21 protein-coding genes are annotated in these 17847 nt (G+C 64.0%); 5 read left to right on the top strand and 16 right to left on the bottom strand.

Annotation, left to right across the window (positions count from 1 at the left end; translation table 11 throughout):
- Positions 1-4 precede the first annotated feature (4 nt).
- Complete coding sequence (locus FHR22_RS22285) at positions 5-283, bottom strand: hypothetical protein (RefSeq protein WP_243853710.1); 279 nt, start codon at positions 281-283, stop codon at positions 5-7.
- Here FHR22_RS22285 and FHR22_RS07770 point away from each other — a divergent pair.
- From FHR22_RS07770 to FHR22_RS07760, 3 genes are read left to right on the top strand one after another with little or no spacing between them, the layout of a single operon-like run.
- Positions 179-604 carry an RNA polymerase sigma factor gene (locus FHR22_RS07770; RefSeq protein WP_243853662.1) on the top strand — a complete coding sequence of 142 codons (426 nt, stop codon included), beginning with the start codon at positions 179-181 and terminating at the stop codon, positions 602-604. The genes FHR22_RS22285 and FHR22_RS07770 overlap by 105 nt on opposite strands.
- Complete coding sequence (locus tag FHR22_RS07765) at positions 601-1194, top strand: hypothetical protein (protein ID WP_166940877.1); 594 nt, start codon at positions 601-603, stop codon at positions 1192-1194. The genes FHR22_RS07770 and FHR22_RS07765 overlap by 4 nt, the downstream gene beginning before the upstream one ends.
- The gene (locus FHR22_RS07760; protein ID WP_166940875.1) at positions 1191-2507 is read left to right on the top strand and encodes a serine hydrolase; all 1317 of its coding nucleotides are present in this window, start codon (positions 1191-1193) and stop codon (positions 2505-2507) included. Before FHR22_RS07765 ends, FHR22_RS07760 begins: the two co-directional genes overlap by 4 nt.
- 4 nt (positions 2508-2511) lie before the next feature.
- Here FHR22_RS07760 and FHR22_RS07755 read toward each other — a convergent pair whose 3' ends face one another.
- From FHR22_RS07755 to uvrC, 7 genes are all read right to left on the bottom strand, one after another.
- Complete coding sequence (locus FHR22_RS07755) at positions 2512-3303, bottom strand: LysR family transcriptional regulator (RefSeq protein ID WP_166940873.1); 792 nt, start codon at positions 3301-3303, stop codon at positions 2512-2514.
- Positions 3300-3701 (bottom strand): Co2+/Mg2+ efflux protein ApaG, encoded by a 402-nt coding sequence (gene apaG, locus FHR22_RS07750; protein WP_208417634.1) that lies wholly within the window; start codon positions 3699-3701, stop codon positions 3300-3302. The genes FHR22_RS07755 and apaG overlap by 4 nt, the downstream gene beginning before the upstream one ends.
- Positions 3702-3718: 17 nt before the next feature.
- A complete protein-coding gene (locus FHR22_RS07745; protein WP_166940871.1) occupies positions 3719-4927 on the bottom strand; it encodes a trans-sulfuration enzyme family protein in 1209 nt (402 codons plus the stop codon).
- A gap of 16 nt (positions 4928-4943) precedes the next feature.
- Complete coding sequence (gene leuB / locus FHR22_RS07740; RefSeq protein ID WP_166940869.1) at positions 4944-5990, bottom strand: 3-isopropylmalate dehydrogenase; 1047 nt, start codon at positions 5988-5990, stop codon at positions 4944-4946.
- 165 nt (positions 5991-6155) lie between these two features.
- Positions 6156-6893: a DNA repair protein RecO gene (gene recO, locus FHR22_RS07735; protein ID WP_208417588.1), complete on the bottom strand. Its 738-nt coding sequence runs from the start codon at positions 6891-6893 to the stop codon at positions 6156-6158.
- Positions 6881-7273: a PaaI family thioesterase gene (locus tag FHR22_RS07730; RefSeq protein ID WP_166940865.1), complete on the bottom strand. Its 393-nt coding sequence runs from the start codon at positions 7271-7273 to the stop codon at positions 6881-6883. Before FHR22_RS07730 ends, recO begins: the two co-directional genes overlap by 13 nt.
- Positions 7274-7286: 13 nt before the next feature.
- Positions 7287-9221 carry an excinuclease ABC subunit UvrC gene (gene uvrC, locus FHR22_RS07725; protein ID WP_166940863.1) on the bottom strand — a complete coding sequence of 645 codons (1935 nt, stop codon included), beginning with the start codon at positions 9219-9221 and terminating at the stop codon, positions 7287-7289.
- 71 nt (positions 9222-9292) lie between these two features.
- On the opposite strand from uvrC, the gene FHR22_RS07720 reads away from it, so the two are divergent.
- Positions 9293-10012 (top strand): SDR family oxidoreductase, encoded by a 720-nt coding sequence (locus FHR22_RS07720; protein ID WP_166940861.1) that lies wholly within the window; start codon positions 9293-9295, stop codon positions 10010-10012.
- Positions 10013-10227: 215 nt separating this feature from the next.
- On the opposite strand, the gene FHR22_RS07715 is transcribed toward FHR22_RS07720, so the two are convergent.
- The 8 genes from FHR22_RS07715 to FHR22_RS07680 all read right to left on the bottom strand — a co-directional run bounded on the left by FHR22_RS07715 (position 10228) and on the right by FHR22_RS07680 (position 16784).
- Entirely contained in the window at positions 10228-10773 is a 546-nt protein-coding gene (locus FHR22_RS07715; RefSeq protein WP_166940859.1) for a F0F1 ATP synthase subunit B family protein, read from the bottom strand.
- Positions 10766-11263 (bottom strand): F0F1 ATP synthase subunit B family protein, encoded by a 498-nt coding sequence (locus tag FHR22_RS07710; RefSeq protein WP_166940857.1) that lies wholly within the window; start codon positions 11261-11263, stop codon positions 10766-10768. Before FHR22_RS07710 ends, FHR22_RS07715 begins: the two co-directional genes overlap by 8 nt.
- A gap of 68 nt (positions 11264-11331) precedes the next feature.
- On the bottom strand, positions 11332-11562 hold the full coding sequence (locus tag FHR22_RS07705; RefSeq protein ID WP_037515205.1) for a F0F1 ATP synthase subunit C: 231 nt from the start codon (positions 11560-11562) through the stop codon (positions 11332-11334).
- Positions 11563-11604: 42 nt separating this feature from the next.
- Positions 11605-12357: a F0F1 ATP synthase subunit A gene (locus FHR22_RS07700; RefSeq protein ID WP_166940855.1), complete on the bottom strand. Its 753-nt coding sequence runs from the start codon at positions 12355-12357 to the stop codon at positions 11605-11607.
- A gap of 50 nt (positions 12358-12407) precedes the next feature.
- The gene (locus FHR22_RS07695; RefSeq protein ID WP_166940853.1) at positions 12408-12737 is read right to left on the bottom strand and encodes an AtpZ/AtpI family protein; all 330 of its coding nucleotides are present in this window, start codon (positions 12735-12737) and stop codon (positions 12408-12410) included.
- 256 nt (positions 12738-12993) lie between these two features.
- On the bottom strand, positions 12994-13389 hold the full coding sequence (locus FHR22_RS07690) for a YdbL family probable chaperone protein (protein ID WP_166942483.1): 396 nt from the start codon (positions 13387-13389) through the stop codon (positions 12994-12996).
- Between the two features lie 18 nt (positions 13390-13407).
- Positions 13408-13623, bottom strand: a complete 216-nt coding sequence (locus FHR22_RS07685; RefSeq protein WP_243853608.1) for a YnbE family lipoprotein — start codon at positions 13621-13623, stop codon at positions 13408-13410.
- Complete coding sequence (locus FHR22_RS07680; RefSeq protein ID WP_208417587.1) at positions 13620-16784, bottom strand: intermembrane phospholipid transport YdbH family protein; 3165 nt, start codon at positions 16782-16784, stop codon at positions 13620-13622. The genes FHR22_RS07685 and FHR22_RS07680 overlap by 4 nt, the downstream gene beginning before the upstream one ends.
- A 234-nt stretch (positions 16785-17018) precedes the next feature.
- Between FHR22_RS07680 and radC the strand changes: the two genes are divergently transcribed.
- On the top strand, positions 17019-17675 hold the full coding sequence (gene radC / locus FHR22_RS07675) for a RadC family protein (RefSeq protein WP_425057427.1): 657 nt from the start codon (positions 17019-17021) through the stop codon (positions 17673-17675).
- Positions 17676-17847: the final 172 nt, after the last annotated feature.

The following is a 17847-nucleotide window of genomic DNA, read 5'->3' as shown; positions in this document are numbered from 1 at the left end:
AAAATCACACCGGCCCCGTCAGAAAGTCCCGCCGCTGCCGACTAAATAGCCAGACGACGATAGTTGCTGGAGATTTCGGGTGACCGAAGCCGAACAGGATCAGGTTTTTACGGATGCGATGGCGCGCTTCGGCGGTGGTCTTGCTCGCATTGCGCGAGCTTATGAGGCCGATGGCGACCTGCGCCGCGACCTCGATCAGGACATTCAGGTTGCGCTCTGGCAAAGCTTTGCGAAGTTTGACGGGCGCTGTTCTCTCAGCACGTGGGTTTGGCGCATCGCGCATAATCGTGCGACGTCATACGTCATGACGCGACGCCGCCATATGCGCCACCGCTGGACGAGCATCGAGGACGTCGAACTGGCAGCCGAGGATCCGACGCCGTTCGAGCGCGTCGAGAGCGAGCAGGCGGCCGCCTTGATCCTGTCGATCATCGACCGGCTCGGCCCGCCCGATCGCCAGATATTGCTTCTCTATCTCGAAGGCGTTGCCGCGGCGGAGACCGGCGAGATTGCCGGCGTCTCGCCCGACGCTGTCGCGGCGAAAATCCACCGTTTCAAGTCCATGCTGACGCGCCGTTTTGCGCTGTCGGGAGGCATAAGATGACGAACATAATCGACGATGACAGCCTGCGCAGCCTGTGGCGGCAGAGCGATACGGCGCCGGCGCCCTTGCCGCTCGCCGAAATCAAGCTGCGCGCCACGGCGTTTCGCCGCGCGATCGGCAAGCGCAACCGCCGCGAATATGTCGCGACCGCCTTTGTTACGCTCATCTTCGGCCTCTACGCGCTGATCCTGCCCGAACCTTTGCTCAAGATCGGCAGCCTGCTCATCATCGTCGGCGGCCTGGCGATGGCGTGGCAGTTGGCGCGTCGTACCGCACGGCCCGATCCCGCTGCTGAGGCGGCCGATGTCCGCTCCTATTACCACACCCAGCTTACCACCGAAGCGCGGATGCTGGCGAGTGTCGGGATCTGGTATCTCGGTCCGATGCTTCCCGGCCTGGCGGTCTTTATGGCGGGCATAGCGAGGGCAAGCGGATTTGGCGGCATGGTCGGCTTTGTGGTCTTCGCGGCCGTTCCCGCCTTTGTTTTTCTCGGCATCTGGTTGCTCAACCGGCGCGCGGCGGCCATGCTTCGCGAACAGATCGATCAGCTCGACGACGCCCCGCGCGCGACAGAAGGAGAAACAATATGAACCGCTTGCTGGCCTCAATTGCCTCCGCCGCGACGATCGCGCTCGCCGCCCCGTCCGCCGCGCACGCCCTTCAGTCCCCCGAAACGGCGCCGGCGGTGACGACCGCCTTCGACAAACGCGCCGCGGAACTCGTTGACCTGTTTGCCGGCAAGATCGCCTTTTCCGATTATTTCGCGCCATCGTTCCAGCAAGCCATTCCGGAAACGCAGTTCAAGGCGATGACCACCAGCCTGATCGCGCAATATGGCCCCCCGGTCGCGGTCGAGCAGCTTGCGTCCAAAAACGGCCGATCGGGAACGCTGCAATTTCGGTTCGAAAAGGGTGTCGGGACGGTCCTGCTCGACGTTGGCGCCGATGCCGGCGAACGGGTGATCGGGCTGCAGCTCACCGATTTCCGGATGGCGAACGACAGCTATGATCGCGTCGCGGCGGAACTCGCAGCCCTGCCGGGGAGCGCGGGATTCCTTGTTGCCCAGCTCGACGGCGCGACCATTCGGCCGCTTGCTGCCGCCAACGCCGACAGGCAATTTGCCGTCGGTTCGACGTTCAAACTCTATGTCCTCGACGAACTCGGCGCGCAAATCGCGGCGGGCGAGCGGCGCTGGAGCGACGTCGTCCCCTTCTCCCACCCCAGTTTTTCCTCTGCCGGCACCGCCAATTGGCCGACGGGGACGCCCGTCACGCTGCAAACGCTCGCGAACTGGATGATATCGGTCAGCGACAATGGTGCGACCGACACGTTGATCCATCTGCTCGGCCGCGGTCGCATCGAAGCGCGGATCCGTGCCGCCGGACACAGCGACCCGTCGCGTAACATTCCGTTGCTGACCACGGTCGAGGCATTCGCGCTGAAAGGAAATAACTTCAGCGACTTGCGACCCGCCTTTATCGAGGGTGATGATCAGGCTCAGCGCAAGCTGATCGATGCGAACCGCGCCCGGCTGATCCTTGCCAATGTTGACGGGATCAGCTTCATCGATGGCCCGCGCTTCATCAACAGCCTCGAATGGTTCGCCAGTCCGAACGATATCGCGCGCGCGCTCGTCGCCCTTAGAGCCCGCAAATCGGGCACGGTGATGTCGGTGCTGGCAATCAACAACGGCGTCGGCCCGGCGGCAGCCGAGCCATGGCGCTATCTTGGGTACAAAGGCGGGTCTGAAAATGGCGTGTTGTCGATGAGCGTGCTTGGCGAGCGCAAGGCCGACGGCAAATGGTTCGTCGTCACCGCCAGCTGGAATGACCCGAAGGCGAATCTCGATGCGGACAAGATGGTTGGACTGGTCACCCGCCTGCTCGCGCTCGCCGCGAAATAGCGGGTCAGGCAGTCAGCGCCGCGACCAGTGCCTTCACCTTCGCTTGTCGCCATTGCGGCGTCGGGGCGACCAGCCAGTAACCGCGCTTGACCGCAAAAGCCTCGCTCACCTGTCGTACGCGGCCCGACGCGATATCGGCTTCGGCGAGCATGGCGGGAACATTGGCCTGCCCCAGCCCGTTCGCCGCCGCATCGATCGCCAGCCCGGCATCGCCGAGCCGCAATGCGGGCTCGCCGTCCTCGACCGGACAGCCTGGCCAAGCGATGCGCGTGTCGCTGCCGCTTCCCGGACCGGCCACGGTCACCATCATCGCATCGGCCAGTGCAATGCCTTCATGCTCGCCCGTGCCGTCGGTCCAGAAGATCGCAAGGTCGAGGTTCGCCTCGGTGAAGTCGATGCCTGTATCCGCCGACACCAGCGTGAAGCGCACGTCGGGGGCCTGCTGGCTGTAGCGTGCGAGCCGCGGCGCGAGCCATTTGGCGGTGAGATCGCGCGGGGCGGCGATCGTCAGCGACTGCGACGACTGTCCCGCCTGCATCGCGCGCACCGATTCTTCGAACTGCAGGAAGCCCTGGCGCAGTGCGTCGAGCCCCGCATTCGCTTCACCGGTGAGTTCGAGCCCCTTGGGCGTGCGGCGGAACAGCACGACGCCGAGCATGTCCTCGAGCGCACGAATCTGCTGTCCGACCGCAGCGGGGGTTACCGCGAGTTCGTCGGCGGCGCGCGTAAAGCTGAGATGCCGGGCAGCGGCATCGAAAACGCGCAAAGCGTTCAAGGGCAGGTGCGTGCGCTTCATGACGCGGTCGCAGGCGCCACAAGTGGAAAATGCGGGATCGCGATCAGCATTTCCGAACCATCGCCCATTTGCATCGTATAACTTCCCACCATCGATCCTTCGGGTGTCGGCAAAGGACAGCCCGATACATAGTCGAACGCGGCGCCGGGTTGGATCACCGGCTGTTCGCCGACGACGCCCTCGCCCTCGACTTCGCTGATCTGTCCGCGCCCGTCGCTGATCCGCCAATGGCGGGTCAGCAGTTGCACCGCAAGCTCGCCATGATTTTCGACCCGGACATGATAGGCCCAGAACCAGCGGCCCAGAGCGGGGTGCGACTGTTCGGGAAGATAGCTGACCGACACGCGCACCGTGATCGACCCGGTGGCCGCGGAAAAAGGAAAAAAGGAGTCGATCATCTCCATCCCAGAGTCGCCTAAAGCCCGACCTTGGTCAATGCCTGGTCCAGGTCGGCGATCACGTCGCGTGGATCCTCGAGCCCGATGTTGATCCGCAGCATCCCCTCGACGACCCCCATGTCGGCCCGCGCTTCGGCACTGACGCCATAGTGGGTCGTCGATGCGGGATGGCAGCACAGGCTGCGCGAGTCGCCGATATTGTTGGAAATGTCGACAAGCTCGAGCGCGTTGAGCAACGCCATCGCCTGTTCGCGTCCGCCGTCCAGAACGAAGGAAAAAATCGGCCCGCACGCGTCCATCTGGCTCATCGCCAGATTATGCTGCGGATGGCTGGCCAGTCCGGGGTGGAGCATCCGCGCGACGCGCGCCTCGATCGCCTTGCCGACCGCCAGTGCGTTTTCCGACTGGCGCCGCGCACGCAGGTCGAGCGTTTCGAGCCCCTTCAGCACCACCCACGCGTTGAACGGCGACAAATTGGGTCCGGTGTTGCGCTGGAACGGCAGCAGCACGTCGTTGATGAATTTTTCGGTTCCGCAGACGGCACCGGCGAGGACGCGGCCCTGCCCTTCCATCAGCTTGGTTGCCGAATAGGCGACGACATCGGCGCCAAAGTCCATCGGGCGCTGGAGCACCGCGGTGGCGAACGCGTTGTCGACCACCGAGGTGATGCCATGCGCCTTTGCGAGGCTGCAGACATGCTTCATGTCGACGATATCCATCGTCGGATTGGCGGGGGTTTCGAAGAAGAAGACCTTGGTATTCGGCTTGATCGCGCGCTCCCACGCGTCATTGTCGCGCCCGTCGACGACCGTCGTCTCGATACCGAAGCGCGGACACAGATGGTCAACCAGCCAGCGGCACGAGCCGAACGCCGCTTTCGCCGCGACGATATGGTCACCCGCCGACAATTGGCATAGCAGGGCTGTCGTCATCGCCGCCATGCCCGTCGCCTGGACGCGGCATGCCTCCGAACCTTCGATCAGCGCGATGCGCTCTTCGAGCATTGCGACGGTCGGGTTCTGCAGGCGCGAATAGGTCATACCCTGTTCTTCACCGGCGAAACGTCGCGCGACTTCCTCGGCGTTGTCATAGGTGTAGCCGGAGGTCAGGAAAAGCGCCTCCGAGGTCTCGCCATGCTCGCTGCGCCAGGTGCCGCCGCGCACCGCCTGCGTTGCGGGATGCCAGCTTTTCGTCTTGCTACGATCGAAACCCGTGGTCTTTTTCATTATCTTATCCGTCTCGCTAGTTTTTCAGAGCCGAAACAACCGCATCGCCCAATGCCGCCGTCCCCATATTGCCCCCCAGATCGGCGCCGCGGCAACCGTCGGCGAGTATCTTCGCGACCGCCGTCTCGATCCGCGCCGCGCTCGCTTCGTCACCGCCCGAATGGCGCAGCAGCATCGCCAGCGACAATATCATCGCCAGCGGGTTGGCTGCACCTCGGCCCGCGATATCGGGCGCGCTACCGTGGATCGGCTCGTACAGACCCTGCCTACCTTCGCTCAGCGATGCCGAGGCAAGCAGTCCGATCGATCCGACGCACATCGATGCCTGGTCCGACAGGATGTCGCCGAACAGGTTGCCGGTGACGACGACGTCGAACTGCCCCGGGTTGCGCACCAGCTGCATCGCGGCATTATCGACATACATATGGCTTAGCGCCACGTCGGGATAATCCGCGGCGACCTCGATCACGACATCGCGCCATAGCTGCGATGTTTCGAGCACATTGGCCTTGTCGACCGAGCAGAGCCGCTTCGCCCGCCCCTGCGCTGCACGGAAGGCGACGTGCGCGATACGCCGCACTTCGCTCTCGCTGTACGACATGATGTCATAGCCTTCGCGCTGCCCGTCAGGGGTCGTGCGCATGCCTTTCTCGCCGAAATAGACGTCGCCGTTGAGTTCGCGGACGATCAGCAGGTCGATCGCCGCGGCGACCTCGGGACGCAGCGCCGAACTGTCTTCGAGACCGGGGAACAGCTTCGCGGGGCGGAGGTTGGCGAAGAGTCCCAGTTCGGCGCGCAGGCCAAGGATCGCCTGCTCGGGGCGCAGGTGCCGCTCGACGTTGTCGAAGCGCGGATCGCCGACCGCGCCGAAAAGAATCGCGTCGGTCGCCTTGGCCTTTTCCAGCGTCTCGGGCGGCAGCGGATGCCCCGTCGCCTCATAGGCCGCGCCGCCGACCAGCGCCCGGTCGAGCGTCACCGGCAAGGTAAGCGCCGTCAGCACTTTCTCGGCCTCCGCCATGATCTCCGGACCGATACCGTCGCCAGCCAGCAGCAGGATTTTCAACGCTTGCCCTTCCGTTCACATACGCCGTTCGCCGTGAGCCCGTCGATGGGCCGCCCTTCTCTTCGGCGCCGTCAGCGAAAAGGACGGTGCTTCGACAAGCTCAGCACAAACGGAAGCAGCAGGTGGCCTTGGTTTGACGTTGACGCTCTAGGCAGCGACGATCCATCACGCAACCGCCCTATTGAGTCGATCGACCAATCTTGCCCTTACGACAAGCAGGTCGCGGTTCCGCCCTTCCAGCAGGTCGCGGTCGAGGAAGAGGCCGGTGATCGCAAGGCCGTCGAGCACATCGGCAAGCGACGGGTCGCCGTCGCGCCCGCGCAGGAACGGCGGCAAGCGAAGCAGCCGCTCTTCATAACCCGCCGCGGCGCGCACGCTCACCGCGCCGCCGGATTTCGGGCTGACATAGGCCAACTCGTCCGATGCTCCCGTCACGATACATTCGTCGAGGCCCAGCCCGAAGCCCAGTTCGGCAAGAAGCAGCAGTTCATATCGCGCCAGCGCCGCGGCCCATTGCCGCGCCGACGGCGCGACCCCGATCGCGTCGAGCACCGCCGACAAGGCGGCGTACAGCAAAGGATAGGGCTGGCTTTCGGGCAGGATCGCCGCGGTCACGCTGGTGACCCAGTCGATCGCCGAAGCGGCCAGCGGTTCGGCGAGCAGCGGTGCGCGGCTCGCCAGCAGTTCGGCGGTCGCCCCGGCGAGTTGCTCCTCCGTCCGCGCGCGCAGTTCCAGCGCGACGAGGTTGCCCGCGATCAATATCGGGCGCATCCGCGTCGAGCGCCCGCCGCGCACATAACCAGCGACCAACCCGGCTTCTGGCGTCAATGCGCGCAAGATCGCGCCATGCTCGCCATGCGCGCGCACTGAGCAGACGATCGCGTCGGTGGTCAGGCTGGCCAAAGCACCATCTGCGTCTGCGTGACCAGCGCGACCTCGGCGCCCTCCCCGGTGCGGATGCGCGTCTGCCATACCGACAGTCGTTTGCCGATTTTCACCGGGGTTGCTTCCCCGACCAGCAGCGATCCGACCGGACCGGCGCCGAGGAAATTGGTCTTGCTTTCGATCGTCGTCGTCCCGCTCGCGCCTTCGGGCAGGGTCAGGAAAGCACCGACCGCGCCCAGACAGTCGGCAAAGGCCATGATGGCGCCGCCATGGACGATGCCACCCGCGGTGCAGATGTCGGGACGCACCGGCAGCTTACCCGCGACGCGTTCGTTGCTGCCTTCTTGGATCGTCACCCCCAGCGTCGCCGCCAGCGGCATCATGGCTGCGAAATCCATCGTCGTTCCTCCCTCAGCTTCCCGGATGATAGAAATCATAGACCGCCTGCGCGACTGCCGCGCTGACCCCCGGCGCCTTGCGCAGATCCTCGAGGCTGGCGTTGCGCACCGCCCGCCCGGTGCCGAAATGCATCAGCAGCGCCTTCTTGCGCGACGGGCCGATCCCCGGCACCTCGTCGAGCGGTGACGATCCCATCGCTTTCGCGCGCTTCTGCCGGTGCGCGCCGATCGCGAAGCGATGCGCCTCGTCGCGCAGCCGCTGGATATAGAACAGCACCGCGTTATTCGGGGGCAGCGTGAATTCGCGGCCGTCAGGATAGTAGAAGGTCTCGCGCCCCGCATTGCGGTCGGGCCCCTTGGCGACGCCGACATAAGGCAGATCGTCGATCCCCAGCTCGGCGAAAACCGCCGACACGGCAGACACCTGTCCCTTGCCGCCGTCGATCAGCACCAGGTCGGGCCATTCGCCCTTGGTGCGTTCGGGATCCTCCTCAATCGCGCGTGCGAAACGGCGCTGGAATACCTCGCGCATCATCGCGAAATCGTCGCCGGGCATCGTCTCGGCGCGCTTGATGTTGAACTTGCGATAGGCGCCCTTGATCCAGCCTTCCGGGCCTGCGACGACCATCGCGCCGAGCGCGTTGGTACCCTGGATATGGCTGTTGTCGTAAATCTCGATCCGTTGGGGCGGATTTTCAAGGTCGAACAGGTCGGCGAGCTCACGCCCCAGCTTCGCTTGCGAACTGCTTTCGGCGAGCCGCCGGTCGAGTTCTTCGCCCGCGTTGCGTACGGCCTGCTCCAGCAAGCGCCGCCGGTTGCCGCGCTGCGGGACGCTGATTTCGATCTTGCGTTCGGCCACCGCGCCCAACGCTTCGGCCAGCAGCGCGCATTCGGCAGGCTCGCGGTCGACGAGGATCAGTTTCGGCGGCGGCACGCCCTCGTAGAATTGCATCAGGAAGCTTTCGAGCACTTCGTCTTCGGGAACGCCCGCGACATGCGCGGGAAAGAAGCTGCGATGCCCCCAATTCTGCCCCCCACGGATGAAGAAGCCCGCGATGCACAGCTGGCCGCCCTTCGCTGCCAGCGCGAACACATCGGCATCGCCCAGACCGTCGGCGTGCACCGACTGGCTGCCCTGGATGAAAGTCAACGATTTCAGCCGGTCGCGCAGCACCGCGGCCTGTTCATAGTCCATTGCCTCGGCCGCAACCGTCATCGCATTGCCCAGCCGTTTCTGGACCGCGGTTGACCGGCCTTCAAGGAAGTCCTGCGCGTCGCCCACCAGGCCGGCGTACTCGTCCTTCGAGATGCGATCGACGCACGGCGCCGAGCAGCGCCGGATCTGGTAAAGCAGGCATGGGCGCGAGCGATTGGCGAAGAAGCTGTCGGTGCAGCTTCTGAGCAAAAACGTCTTTTGCAACGCGTTGAGTGTCCGCGCGACCGACCCCGCGCTTGCGAACGGCCCGTAATAGCGCCCCTTGGCCCGCCGCGCGCCGCGATGCTTCTGCACCCGCGGAAAATCATGGTCCATGCGCAACAGGATGAACGGAAAACTCTTGTCGTCGCGCAGCAGGACGTTGTACGGCGGGCGATAGCGCTTGATCAGCTGAGCCTCGAGCAGCAGGGCTTCGGCCTCGCTGTTCGTCGTGATGATCTCCATCGCACGCGTCTGCGACACCATGCGCTGCAATCGCTGCGGCAGCTTTGCGACCTGTGTATAATTGGTGACGCGGTTCTTCAGCGCGCGTGCCTTGCCGACGTACAGCACATCGCCGCGGCCATCGAGCATGCGATAGACGCCGGCCCGGACCGGCAGCCTTTTGACGACGCCGCGAATGACCCCCGCACCGCGCTCGAGGTCGGGCTTGTCGCCGTCCTCGCCGCCGCCGCGGACGACATAGACGGATTTCTCTTCGTTGAATCGGTCGGGAGCATTGGGGCGAACCATGATTTTGCATGTAGGCGAAGGTGATGCGTGTCGCCATAGTGTCGGAGGTAAAACGACATAGGAGGGGTCTTTTGGAGCTACACGGCAAACTCGCGCTGGTTACGGGCGGCAGTGATGGGATCGGGCGCGAGATCGCGCTGCAATTGCAGGCGGCGGGTGCCGACGTGATCGTTAGCGGGCGCTCGGCGGACAAATTGCAGGCGATGGCCGGGCTTGGCTTCGGGACGATTGCCGGTGACCTCTCGGCGCCCGCGGGCGTCGATGCGGTGGTGAACGGGGTATCCGGAAAGCCGCTGGCGCTGCTCGTCAACAATGCCGGTGTCGGCAGCGAATATGAACTCGATGACCTCGCGACGCTGGAGAGCGCGGCGCATTGCATCCGGACCAACCTCGACGCGCCGATCGCGCTCTGCACCCGGCTGTTGCCGACCCTCCGCGCCCAGCCGGAAGCGGCAATCGTCAACGTCACTTCGGGGCTCGCCATCGCGCCGCGCGCCGGAGGATCGATCTATTGCGCGACCAAGGCGGGGCTGCGCAGCTACACCCAGGCGATCCGCCATTTGCTGAAGGACAGCAATGTCCGCGTGATCGAGGCGCTGCCGCCGGTCGTCGAAACCAACATGACCGCGGGCCGCGCGGGCAAGAAGATGAGCGCGCATGATTGCGCTGCCGAAATCGTCCACGGCATCCGCACCGGCAGAAGCGAGGTCAACGCCGGGATGGTCAAGCTGCTTCAACTGGTGAACAGCATTTCGCCCGCGCTCGCGCGGCGGATCATGATCAGATATTGATCGGTGTGGCAGCCCCGGCAGAAAGCCGGAACCCGGAATAAAAGGGTGGTGAGCGGACGTTCTTGCTTTCCTGACGTATACCGGCTTGCGCCGGGTCCACGATGGGAACGGCTATTAACGGTCGTTAGCCGTCACAGCTTTTCCCATTTCCGATCCCGGATAGCAAAACGCCCGCGGATTTCCGCGGGCGTTTTGCGTCAACAATGTCGCCGGCTTCAGCTCTGGGCGACGCCCGCGATGGCCTGATCAACCAGCGCCTTGTCGGCCTTGGCGTCGTGCTTCTCGGCAATCAGCTTGGCCGCGGCTTCGGTGGCGGCCTTGGCCGTTGCGGCGCGAACTTCGGCGAGGGCGCCTGCTTCGGCGGCCGCGATGCGTTCTTCGGCCATCTGCTTGCGGCGAGCGATCAGCGCGGTGGCGTCGGCCTTGGCCTTGGCAACCAGCGCTTCAGCCTCCGCATCGGCGCGGGCACGCATTTCGTCGGCTTCCTTTGCCGCATCGGCGAGCTTCGCCTCATATTCGGCTTTCAGCGATTCGGCGTCGAGGCGGAGTTGTTCGGCTTCGCCCAACTGTTTCGAAATCTCGGCGATCTTGTTGTCGAGCATGCCAGCAACCATCGCCGGCACTTTTTTCCACAGCAGGATCGCGATGAAGATCGCCATCGCGATCGAAACCCAGACGGTGGCGTCGATGAAACCGAACGACATGGGTTCCGCATGCACTTCCGCCGCGGCTTCCGAAAGAAACAGTCCGAAATCAGCCATGGAGCACCGCCTTCACCGCCGCTTTGGCGTCCGCCGCAGCAACCTTCACCCCCGAGAGCTTGGCGACCAGGTCGCTTGCCGCTTCGGTAGCGACCGATTCAATTTCAGCCATTGCCGACGTACGCGCCGCGGCGATGTCCGCTTCCGCAGCCGACTGCTTTTCCGCCAGTTCGCTTTCAACCTTTGCGAGACGTTTTTCGGCGTCACGCGCGGCTTTGTCCTTGGCTTCCGTAACGGCTTTCTGGGCCGCGGCACGGCTTGCGTCGCTCTGCTGGCGATAGCTTTCCTCGATCTGGTCGGCCGCCGAATGTGCGGCCTTCGCCGCCGCCAGATCATCCGCAACCTTGCGATCACGGGCGTCGACGGTCGCCTCGACTTTCGGCAGCATCCCGCGGCCAATTACCAGAAAGACGAAGCCGAAGGTCAACAGCACCCAGAAAATCTGGGATGCGGCATACCAGCTTTCAGCGAATTGGCTGATTTGAGGCATGGATTATCTCGAACCGGAAGAGGAAAGCAGTCGCGGGTCCGGCCCGATGGCCAGACCCGCCGACGAAATCAGGCTGCCTTGAGGTACAGCAGGATCGCGATCAGGAACGACAGCAGGCCGAGAAGTTCGGCAGCCGCGAAGCCGATGAACAGGCGGCCCTGCTGGCCGTCGGCAGCAGCCGGGTTACGCAGCGCGCTTTCGAGGAAGCTACCGAAGACGTTGCCCACACCGATGGCGGCCATACCGGCACCGATAGCGGCCAGACCGGCGCCGATGAGCGAAGCAGCTTGAACGTCCATTTTATACTCCTTGGGAAAAACGTTGATTATACAGTTGAAATATCAGTGCAGATTGATCGCGTCGTTCAGGTAGAGCGACGTGAGCAGCGCGAACACATAGGCCTGGATGCCCGCCACCAGCAGTTCAAGACCGCTGATTCCGACCATCAGCGCCATGCTGGGGATGCCGACGCCAAGACCGACTGCCGGACCAGCGGCAATGCCGTCGATGATGAACGATGCGAACACCTTCATCAGGACGTGGCCGGCGGTCATCGCGACGAACAGTCGGAGAGCGAGGCTGAACGGGCGAACCATGAACGACACGAGTTCGATCGCGGGGATCAGCCACAGCAGCCACCACGGCGTACCATGCGGCACGAACAGCGAGAAGAAATGCAGGCCGTGGCGCCAGAAACCGACGATCAGGACGATCGAGAAGCTCAGGATCGCGAGAAAACCGGTGATCGCGAAATGGCTCGTCACGGTAAAGGGATGCACACCGAACAAACCGAACGGCATCAGGCCGATGACGTTCAGCATCAGGATGAACATGAAGAGCGAGAAGACATAGGGCGTATATTTGCGCCCTTCGGGACCGATGTTGGCGTTCATCATGCCCGAAATGAAGCCCGTGAAGCCCTCGACAGCAACCTGCCAGCGACCGGGAACGAGCTGACGCTTCATCCCGCCGATCATGAACACCCACAACAGCAGGCCGGCGATCACCATCCACATCGCACTGGTGGTAAAGGCAACCTCATGATTGCCGACATGGAACATGTCGAACATCTTCTGCACCTCGAACTGGTGCATCGGGTCTACTTTACCTTGATCCGCCACGCGATACCTCGCCTTAATCCCCGTCAGTCCGGCTTCGAAGGCCGAACGTTCGCAATCCGAAATATGTTTCTGAAGGCAACGACTATTCCAAGGAACAGCACCACCAACAGGCCCCAAGGTGCCGTGCCGGCAAAGCGGTCGATTACCCAACCGACCAGCGCGCCGCCACCGATACCGCCCAACAGTTCGGCCAGAACGCGATTACCGAGCTTGTAATTCGCATCGGTCTCCGGTCCGCCGTTAACAGCGGTCCGTTTCGCTTCTGCGGCTTCGGCCCGGTCCAATCGCTCTTCGAGCGAGACCAAGCGCGAATCCTCCGAAGCTGGTTTCGGATCGCTGCCATTCCCCGTCATCTTGCGCCATCCTTCTGAAACAGAGCCGGAAACCCCCGATTCTGCCTGCGAAAAAAGGCCCGAAAAATCGGGGGACCCCTAAGGCGCGGTCCGTTTAGGAACGACGCCCGATGAAGTCAATGCTTGTGCGCAGGTGCACAAAAATCACGCCTCGCAGGTGCACAAAAATGACGCGGCCCGGGCGCGCAAAAATGCCGCCGCGTTTAGGGGCGCGGCGGCATATGGCGCCCGCAGGCGCCCTTGTTGCTCAAATCGATCAGGGGCAGCGCGAATCGCGCACCGGCGCGCCGCCGTCCCGGGTCTTCCAGCTACCATCGGGAGCCTTGTATTTTTCGCCGGGCTTGGTCTTGGCGATCAGATTGCATCCGGTCACGAAAGCGAATTGTTCAACCGTGCTGCCCTGCGGCGCACCACTGGTGTAGGCCGCCTTGCGCTTGATGTTGATGTCGTCGACGATCGCCCGCACCGCCGGGGTCGGGCTCGACGCGTAGCCGAGATAACCGTCGGGCTGTTCCCCGACCTGCCCCGCCGCGCGCGCGGCTTCGTAGGCGGGGTTGCGCTGGGCCATGGCCGATGGAGTCGCGATTGCGGCGGTCACCGCAACGGCGACCAGCGCCAGCGCGGTCGGCTTCCCATGCTTGATAGATTTCATCATCGTCATCATTCCCTGTCAGAATATCTCGCTATTCTGTTCGATCAGCTTCTTGGCGTCACCATCCAGCCTGTACACGATTTCCTGGCGGATGTTGATGTTCAGGTTGATCTCGATCGGCTTGTCGGGCGTATCGATCTGGACGCAGCCGGCCAAGCCGACCATTCCCATCATCACCACCAGACACCGACCGCCGACGCCCTGCCTCCTCGCTTCTTCAGTTGCTGTCATCATTGCACGGGCTCGCTTGCTGGGGGCTGAACGGGAATGGATGCTTGTGCTGCGGCGGCTTTGGCGTCTTCCTGCGCCTGCATCAGCGCAGGGAGATTCTGTTCGATATAGATCGTCGGATCGTAAAAGCCCTTGGCCGAAGTCACGAGCTGGCGGAAGGGGGCCTGGATCTTCACATTGAAGACAAAGGGCAGTTTCGCGATCTGATTGATCAGGAAATTGCGCGTGGCCCCTTCGCCCTGCCCCACGCCGCCAAAGCGGATATCGGTCACCATTTCGCCGTCCAGGTCGCCGTTGAGAATGATCGTGAGGTCATCATATTTGAGGCTGCGCAGCGCGCCAAAGGCAAAATTGGCCATCGTGCCCAGATTGTGATTCGAAAGCTCGCCGACATAGGCGAGCGTGCCGCCCCCTTCGCGCGAATCGATACGCCCATTGACGATCCGTCCGCCCAGCCCGCCGAACTCGACCGGCAGCGTGCCGTCGAATTTGCCCGTCGCGTTGATATTGTCGAAGCCGAAATTCTGCAGGAACACCGCGGCGTCGACCCCGACGATGTCGAACGACAACCGGCGCGGTTCAGTCGCGTTGAAATCGAGCGTGGTTGGATGGAGCAGCAGCTTGCCGCCAGCAAAAGGCCAACTGCCGCCCTCGACCCGCACCTTGTTATCGCCGAGCAAACGATATTCGATCGTCCCGTCGAGCACCGGAATACCCGGGTTGATCTCCTTGACCTGCGCGGTGAGCCCCGGCGCCGATTTGAGCCCGATGAGGTCGTCGAAGGTGAGCGTGGTCGTCAAACCGGTCACCGGACCGAACGCGGCGGCGAGACTGGTGTCGGCGGTGGCGAAGGTACCGCGGCTGGTGACGCCGCCCGGCGACCAGTCGATACGCCCATCGCCGACGATCGAGCCTTGTACATTCGCGACGACGCCGAGGGCGAGCCGCGTCAGTTGATCGGGCTGGAATTTGTCGCCGAACCGCAACTCCCTGACCTTGAGATCGGCCGAGCCAGTCCCGTCGGCGAGCCGGTGGCGAATGACCGTGTCGACGACCCGGGTGCCGGTCTTTTGCTCGTCGAGGCTGGCCGTCGCATCGATCACGCCGCCCGCGAAGCGCAAATTGGCGTTGCGGCTGATAAGCGGAAAAAAGCGCGCGTCGGGTTCCGAATCGGTCAGCACCAGCCCGCCGTCGAGGGATAGCGCGCCATCGACCCAGCGCCATTTCCCGTCGATCTCGCTCATATCGAGCGGCACGACGCCGATCCTGGCGCTCGCGCCGGCGAGATTGCCCGCCATTCCCTTCGCGGTGCCGCCGCCGGTAATCATATCTGCGGCGAATTTGGTTACGCCTTCGCCTTCGCCCAGCCGGGCATCCGCGCGCGCCAGCGACCAGCGCATCGATTTGAGGTCGATCCGCGCCGGTCCGCTGTCGAAGGCAAAAGGCGAGGTGCCGCTGGCACCGCGAAGCCGGATGGCGGGCACGCGAATATCTCCGCTTAACCCACTCGGACCGGCGCTTAACAATGGCGCGCCAGGGCGGCTGCACAAATCGATTGCGCTTCGGCCGAGCCGGAAACCGCCGACATCGATCCGCTCGGCGCCGACGCGGCTGCATCCGCCGTTCAACGCAAGGGCGCCGGTGGGAGCGAGCACGCCGGCCAGCGGTAGCGATAATTTATCGACACGTCCGTCTGCAAGCGGCCCCGACAGTTCGGCGCTGGTGGCAAAACGCAGCAGGCCGCTGGGTTCGCCCGCGAAGCGCACCGGGGTCAGCGCGAGCCGTGCGGCGCCGGCAGCATAGGGATCGAGACGCGCGAGCCCGCTCACCGCGCCATCGGCGCGCCGGTCGAGGTCGATGACCCCCGACGGCAATTCGCCGCCGCCAAAGGTCCAGCGCCCCGCCGCGAGGAAGGCTGGCCTTGGCGCGGCCCAGAGATAGGATATTCGGCTGGCATCGTCGCCGCTCAGGTGCGCGCCGCTTGTGCTCGTCAATTGTAGCGCAACGACATCGACGCGCGCGGCTTGCCCTTCGCCAGCGAGCGCGAAATCGGCACTGCCACCGGTATTAGCCAGCATGCGCGACACGGCCTGCGCCGCCTTTTCCGCCAACGGGCCAAGCGGGGTCGCCGCCAAGTTTCGCCCACCCTCGGCAATCGACCGGCGCATCGCCGCGCTGGCGCTGGCCCTGGCGAAGGTGATGCGCCCGGCAAGTTGCGGCGCCTTGGTGCCGAACAGCCCCTTGGCGTCGAGATCCACGGTTTCGGCGGCAAAATCGTCGCTGCGAAGGCGCGCCATCTCGGCTTCGATCTCCAGCTTCGTCTGTTGAGCCGTTCCGTCGAAGCGCGCGATCAGACCAAGCCGGTTGGCAAACACCGGCCCCGCGGCGAGTTTCGCAATGCTTGCGTCGGCCGTCCCCTTCCAGCTTTGGAGATTTTCCGATGGCGAGAGATTGAGTGCGACCTGCGGCGATGTGGCTGTGACGCTGCCGTCGGCGCAGCGCAGGCTCTTGCCGCGCAACGGTCCGACGAGGGTCGGCCGGACGTTGCGCACTGAAACGGTGCCGTAGAAGCTGACGTCATCGCCGTGGCATCCTGCCGCCGTGATACGCGGCGCGACCAGCGCGAGCTTGCCGGTAAAGGCGGTACGTAAATTGCCGCCACCGTTCAGCGCGGCCCCGATATCGCCCCACGGCGTTTCGACCCGTGCCCGCGCATCCTTCAGCGCCACCGACAGATCGGGCAAGGCAAAAGGGTCCGTGCTTGTCGGATCGCGAAATTTGTCGAGCGTGCCGAACGACAGCCGCCCCTCGGCAAAGCGGCCATAGAGACGAACGCCATCGGCGCGGATTTCGGAAACATACGGCCCCGACCAGCCATAGCCGAGCAGGACCTCGACCTTTTTCGCGGTCAGGTCGGGACGCGCCGGGTTGCCGATGACGACGTTCGACAACTGCTCGCTGCGAAAGCCGATATGGTCGATCCGGTAACTGGCCGGCACGCCGCGGCTGTCGAGCTCTTCGCGAATAAACCGGTCAGCGATCGGTTCGCGCCCCAGCCATACACCGGCGACCAGCACGATCACCGCACCGGCGGTCAGCCAGCGCTTTTTAAACAGCAAGGTCCGGTATCGCAGCCTGCGTGGTTGCCCATCGGGTTCAGTCATAACGGTGCCGACGATGAGGGACAGCGCGGAAACGGGAAAACGGCCGATGACGTCATGACGCTATAAATCTCTCGCCCTCTGGTCCGAACCCCATTCTGGGTGGCAACGCCGGAAAACCCCTTTCGCTGCAAGAGATTGGTCCGGATCGCTGCCATCCTTTTTCTATGACCGTTGAGTGCGCCCCACAAGGCGGTTATTCCCCCCATCATGGGGGACAGCGACACACCGGATCATATGGGCCACCGCGCCAGGCTGCGCGCGCGTCTGCTGGGCGATGCCGAGGGGCTGGCCGACTATGAACTGGTCGAATATCTGCTCGCCCTCGCCATCCCGCGCCGCGACACCAAACCGCTGGCGAAGGCGCTGCTCCGCGAATTCGGCTCGCTGGCGCAGCTGATCAGCGCCGATCCCGATACGCTGCGCCGCGTCGACGGCATGGGCGAAGGCGCGATCGCGGCGCTGAAGATCGTGCAGGCGACGGGACTGCGGATGCTCAAGGGCGAATTTCGCGACAAGCCGCTGCTGTCCAGCTGGGATGCGCTGCTCGACTGGCTGCGCGCCGACATGGGCCCGATCGATGTCGAGCGCGTCCGCGTCCTCTATCTCAATTCGCGCAACATGCTGATCCGCGACGAACTGGCGAGCGAGGGGTCGATCGATCAGTCGGCGATCTATGTTCGCGAGGTCATCAAGCGCGCCCTCGAACTCGGCGCGTCGGCAATCATCCTCGTCCACAACCACCCGAGCGGGAGCCCCGAACCGAGCCGGCAGGATATCGCGATCACCCGCGATATCGCCGCCGCCGCGGCCAAGCTCGGCATAACCCTCCACGATCATATCATCATCGGCGGAGCGGACTTTCGCAGCCTTCGTGCGATGGGGCTGCTCTAGGCCGCGTGGAAAAATTCGAATGTCCGTTATCGGTCGATTGCGGACGTTCTTCTCCCCTCCCTTTTAGGGAGGGGCTGGGGGGTGGGTAGCCGCCGAAGGCGGCGCTCTTCCTCTTGCTCGCTGCGCTCGCGGCCCACCCCAAACCCCACCCAAAAAGGGAGGGGAATGTCTC

This window comes from Sphingopyxis panaciterrae (assembly GCF_011762125.1).
Lineage (GTDB): Bacteria > Pseudomonadota > Alphaproteobacteria > Sphingomonadales > Sphingomonadaceae > Sphingopyxis > Sphingopyxis panaciterrae.
The sequence above is the reverse complement of the archived record's forward strand: the minus strand, read 5'-3'. Positions and strand labels throughout refer to the sequence as shown.

Excerpts from the sequence above, each read along its gene's own strand:
- FHR22_RS07730 (WP_166940865.1), bottom strand. The coding sequence starts at position 7,273 with ATGGATTTCGCAGCCATGATGCCGCTGGCGGCGACGCTGGGGGTGACG.
- FHR22_RS07695 (WP_166940853.1), bottom strand. The coding sequence starts at position 12,737 with ATGACGGGGAATGGCAGCGATCCGAAACCAGCTTCGGAGGATTCGCGC.
- uvrC (WP_166940863.1), bottom strand. The coding sequence starts at position 9,221 with ATGGTTCGCCCCAATGCTCCCGACCGATTCAACGAAGAGAAATCCGTC.
- FHR22_RS07680 (WP_208417587.1), bottom strand. The coding sequence starts at position 16,784 with ATGACTGAACCCGATGGGCAACCACGCAGGCTGCGATACCGGACCTTG.
- FHR22_RS07760 (WP_166940875.1), top strand. The coding sequence starts at position 1,191 with ATGAACCGCTTGCTGGCCTCAATTGCCTCCGCCGCGACGATCGCGCTC.
- FHR22_RS22285 (WP_243853710.1), bottom strand. The coding sequence starts at position 283 with ATGCGCGATGCGCCAAACCCACGTGCTGAGAGAACAGCGCCCGTCAAA.
- FHR22_RS07755 (WP_166940873.1), bottom strand. The coding sequence starts at position 3,303 with ATGAAGCGCACGCACCTGCCCTTGAACGCTTTGCGCGTTTTCGATGCC.
- FHR22_RS07765 (WP_166940877.1), top strand. The coding sequence starts at position 601 with ATGACGAACATAATCGACGATGACAGCCTGCGCAGCCTGTGGCGGCAG.
- FHR22_RS07745 (WP_166940871.1), bottom strand. The coding sequence starts at position 4,927 with ATGAAAAAGACCACGGGTTTCGATCGTAGCAAGACGAAAAGCTGGCAT.
- FHR22_RS07715 (WP_166940859.1), bottom strand. The coding sequence starts at position 10,773 with ATGGCTGATTTCGGACTGTTTCTTTCGGAAGCCGCGGCGGAAGTGCAT.
- FHR22_RS07685 (WP_243853608.1), bottom strand. The coding sequence starts at position 13,623 with ATGATGACAGCAACTGAAGAAGCGAGGAGGCAGGGCGTCGGCGGTCGG.
- radC (WP_425057427.1), top strand. The coding sequence starts at position 17,019 with ATGGGCCACCGCGCCAGGCTGCGCGCGCGTCTGCTGGGCGATGCCGAG.
- FHR22_RS07690 (WP_166942483.1), bottom strand. The coding sequence starts at position 13,389 with ATGAAATCTATCAAGCATGGGAAGCCGACCGCGCTGGCGCTGGTCGCC.
- FHR22_RS07710 (WP_166940857.1), bottom strand. The coding sequence starts at position 11,263 with ATGCCTCAAATCAGCCAATTCGCTGAAAGCTGGTATGCCGCATCCCAG.
- apaG (WP_208417634.1), bottom strand. The coding sequence starts at position 3,701 with ATGATCGACTCCTTTTTTCCTTTTTCCGCGGCCACCGGGTCGATCACG.
- FHR22_RS07705 (WP_037515205.1), bottom strand. The coding sequence starts at position 11,562 with ATGGACGTTCAAGCTGCTTCGCTCATCGGCGCCGGTCTGGCCGCTATC.
- FHR22_RS07700 (WP_166940855.1), bottom strand. The coding sequence starts at position 12,357 with ATGCACCAGTTCGAGGTGCAGAAGATGTTCGACATGTTCCATGTCGGC.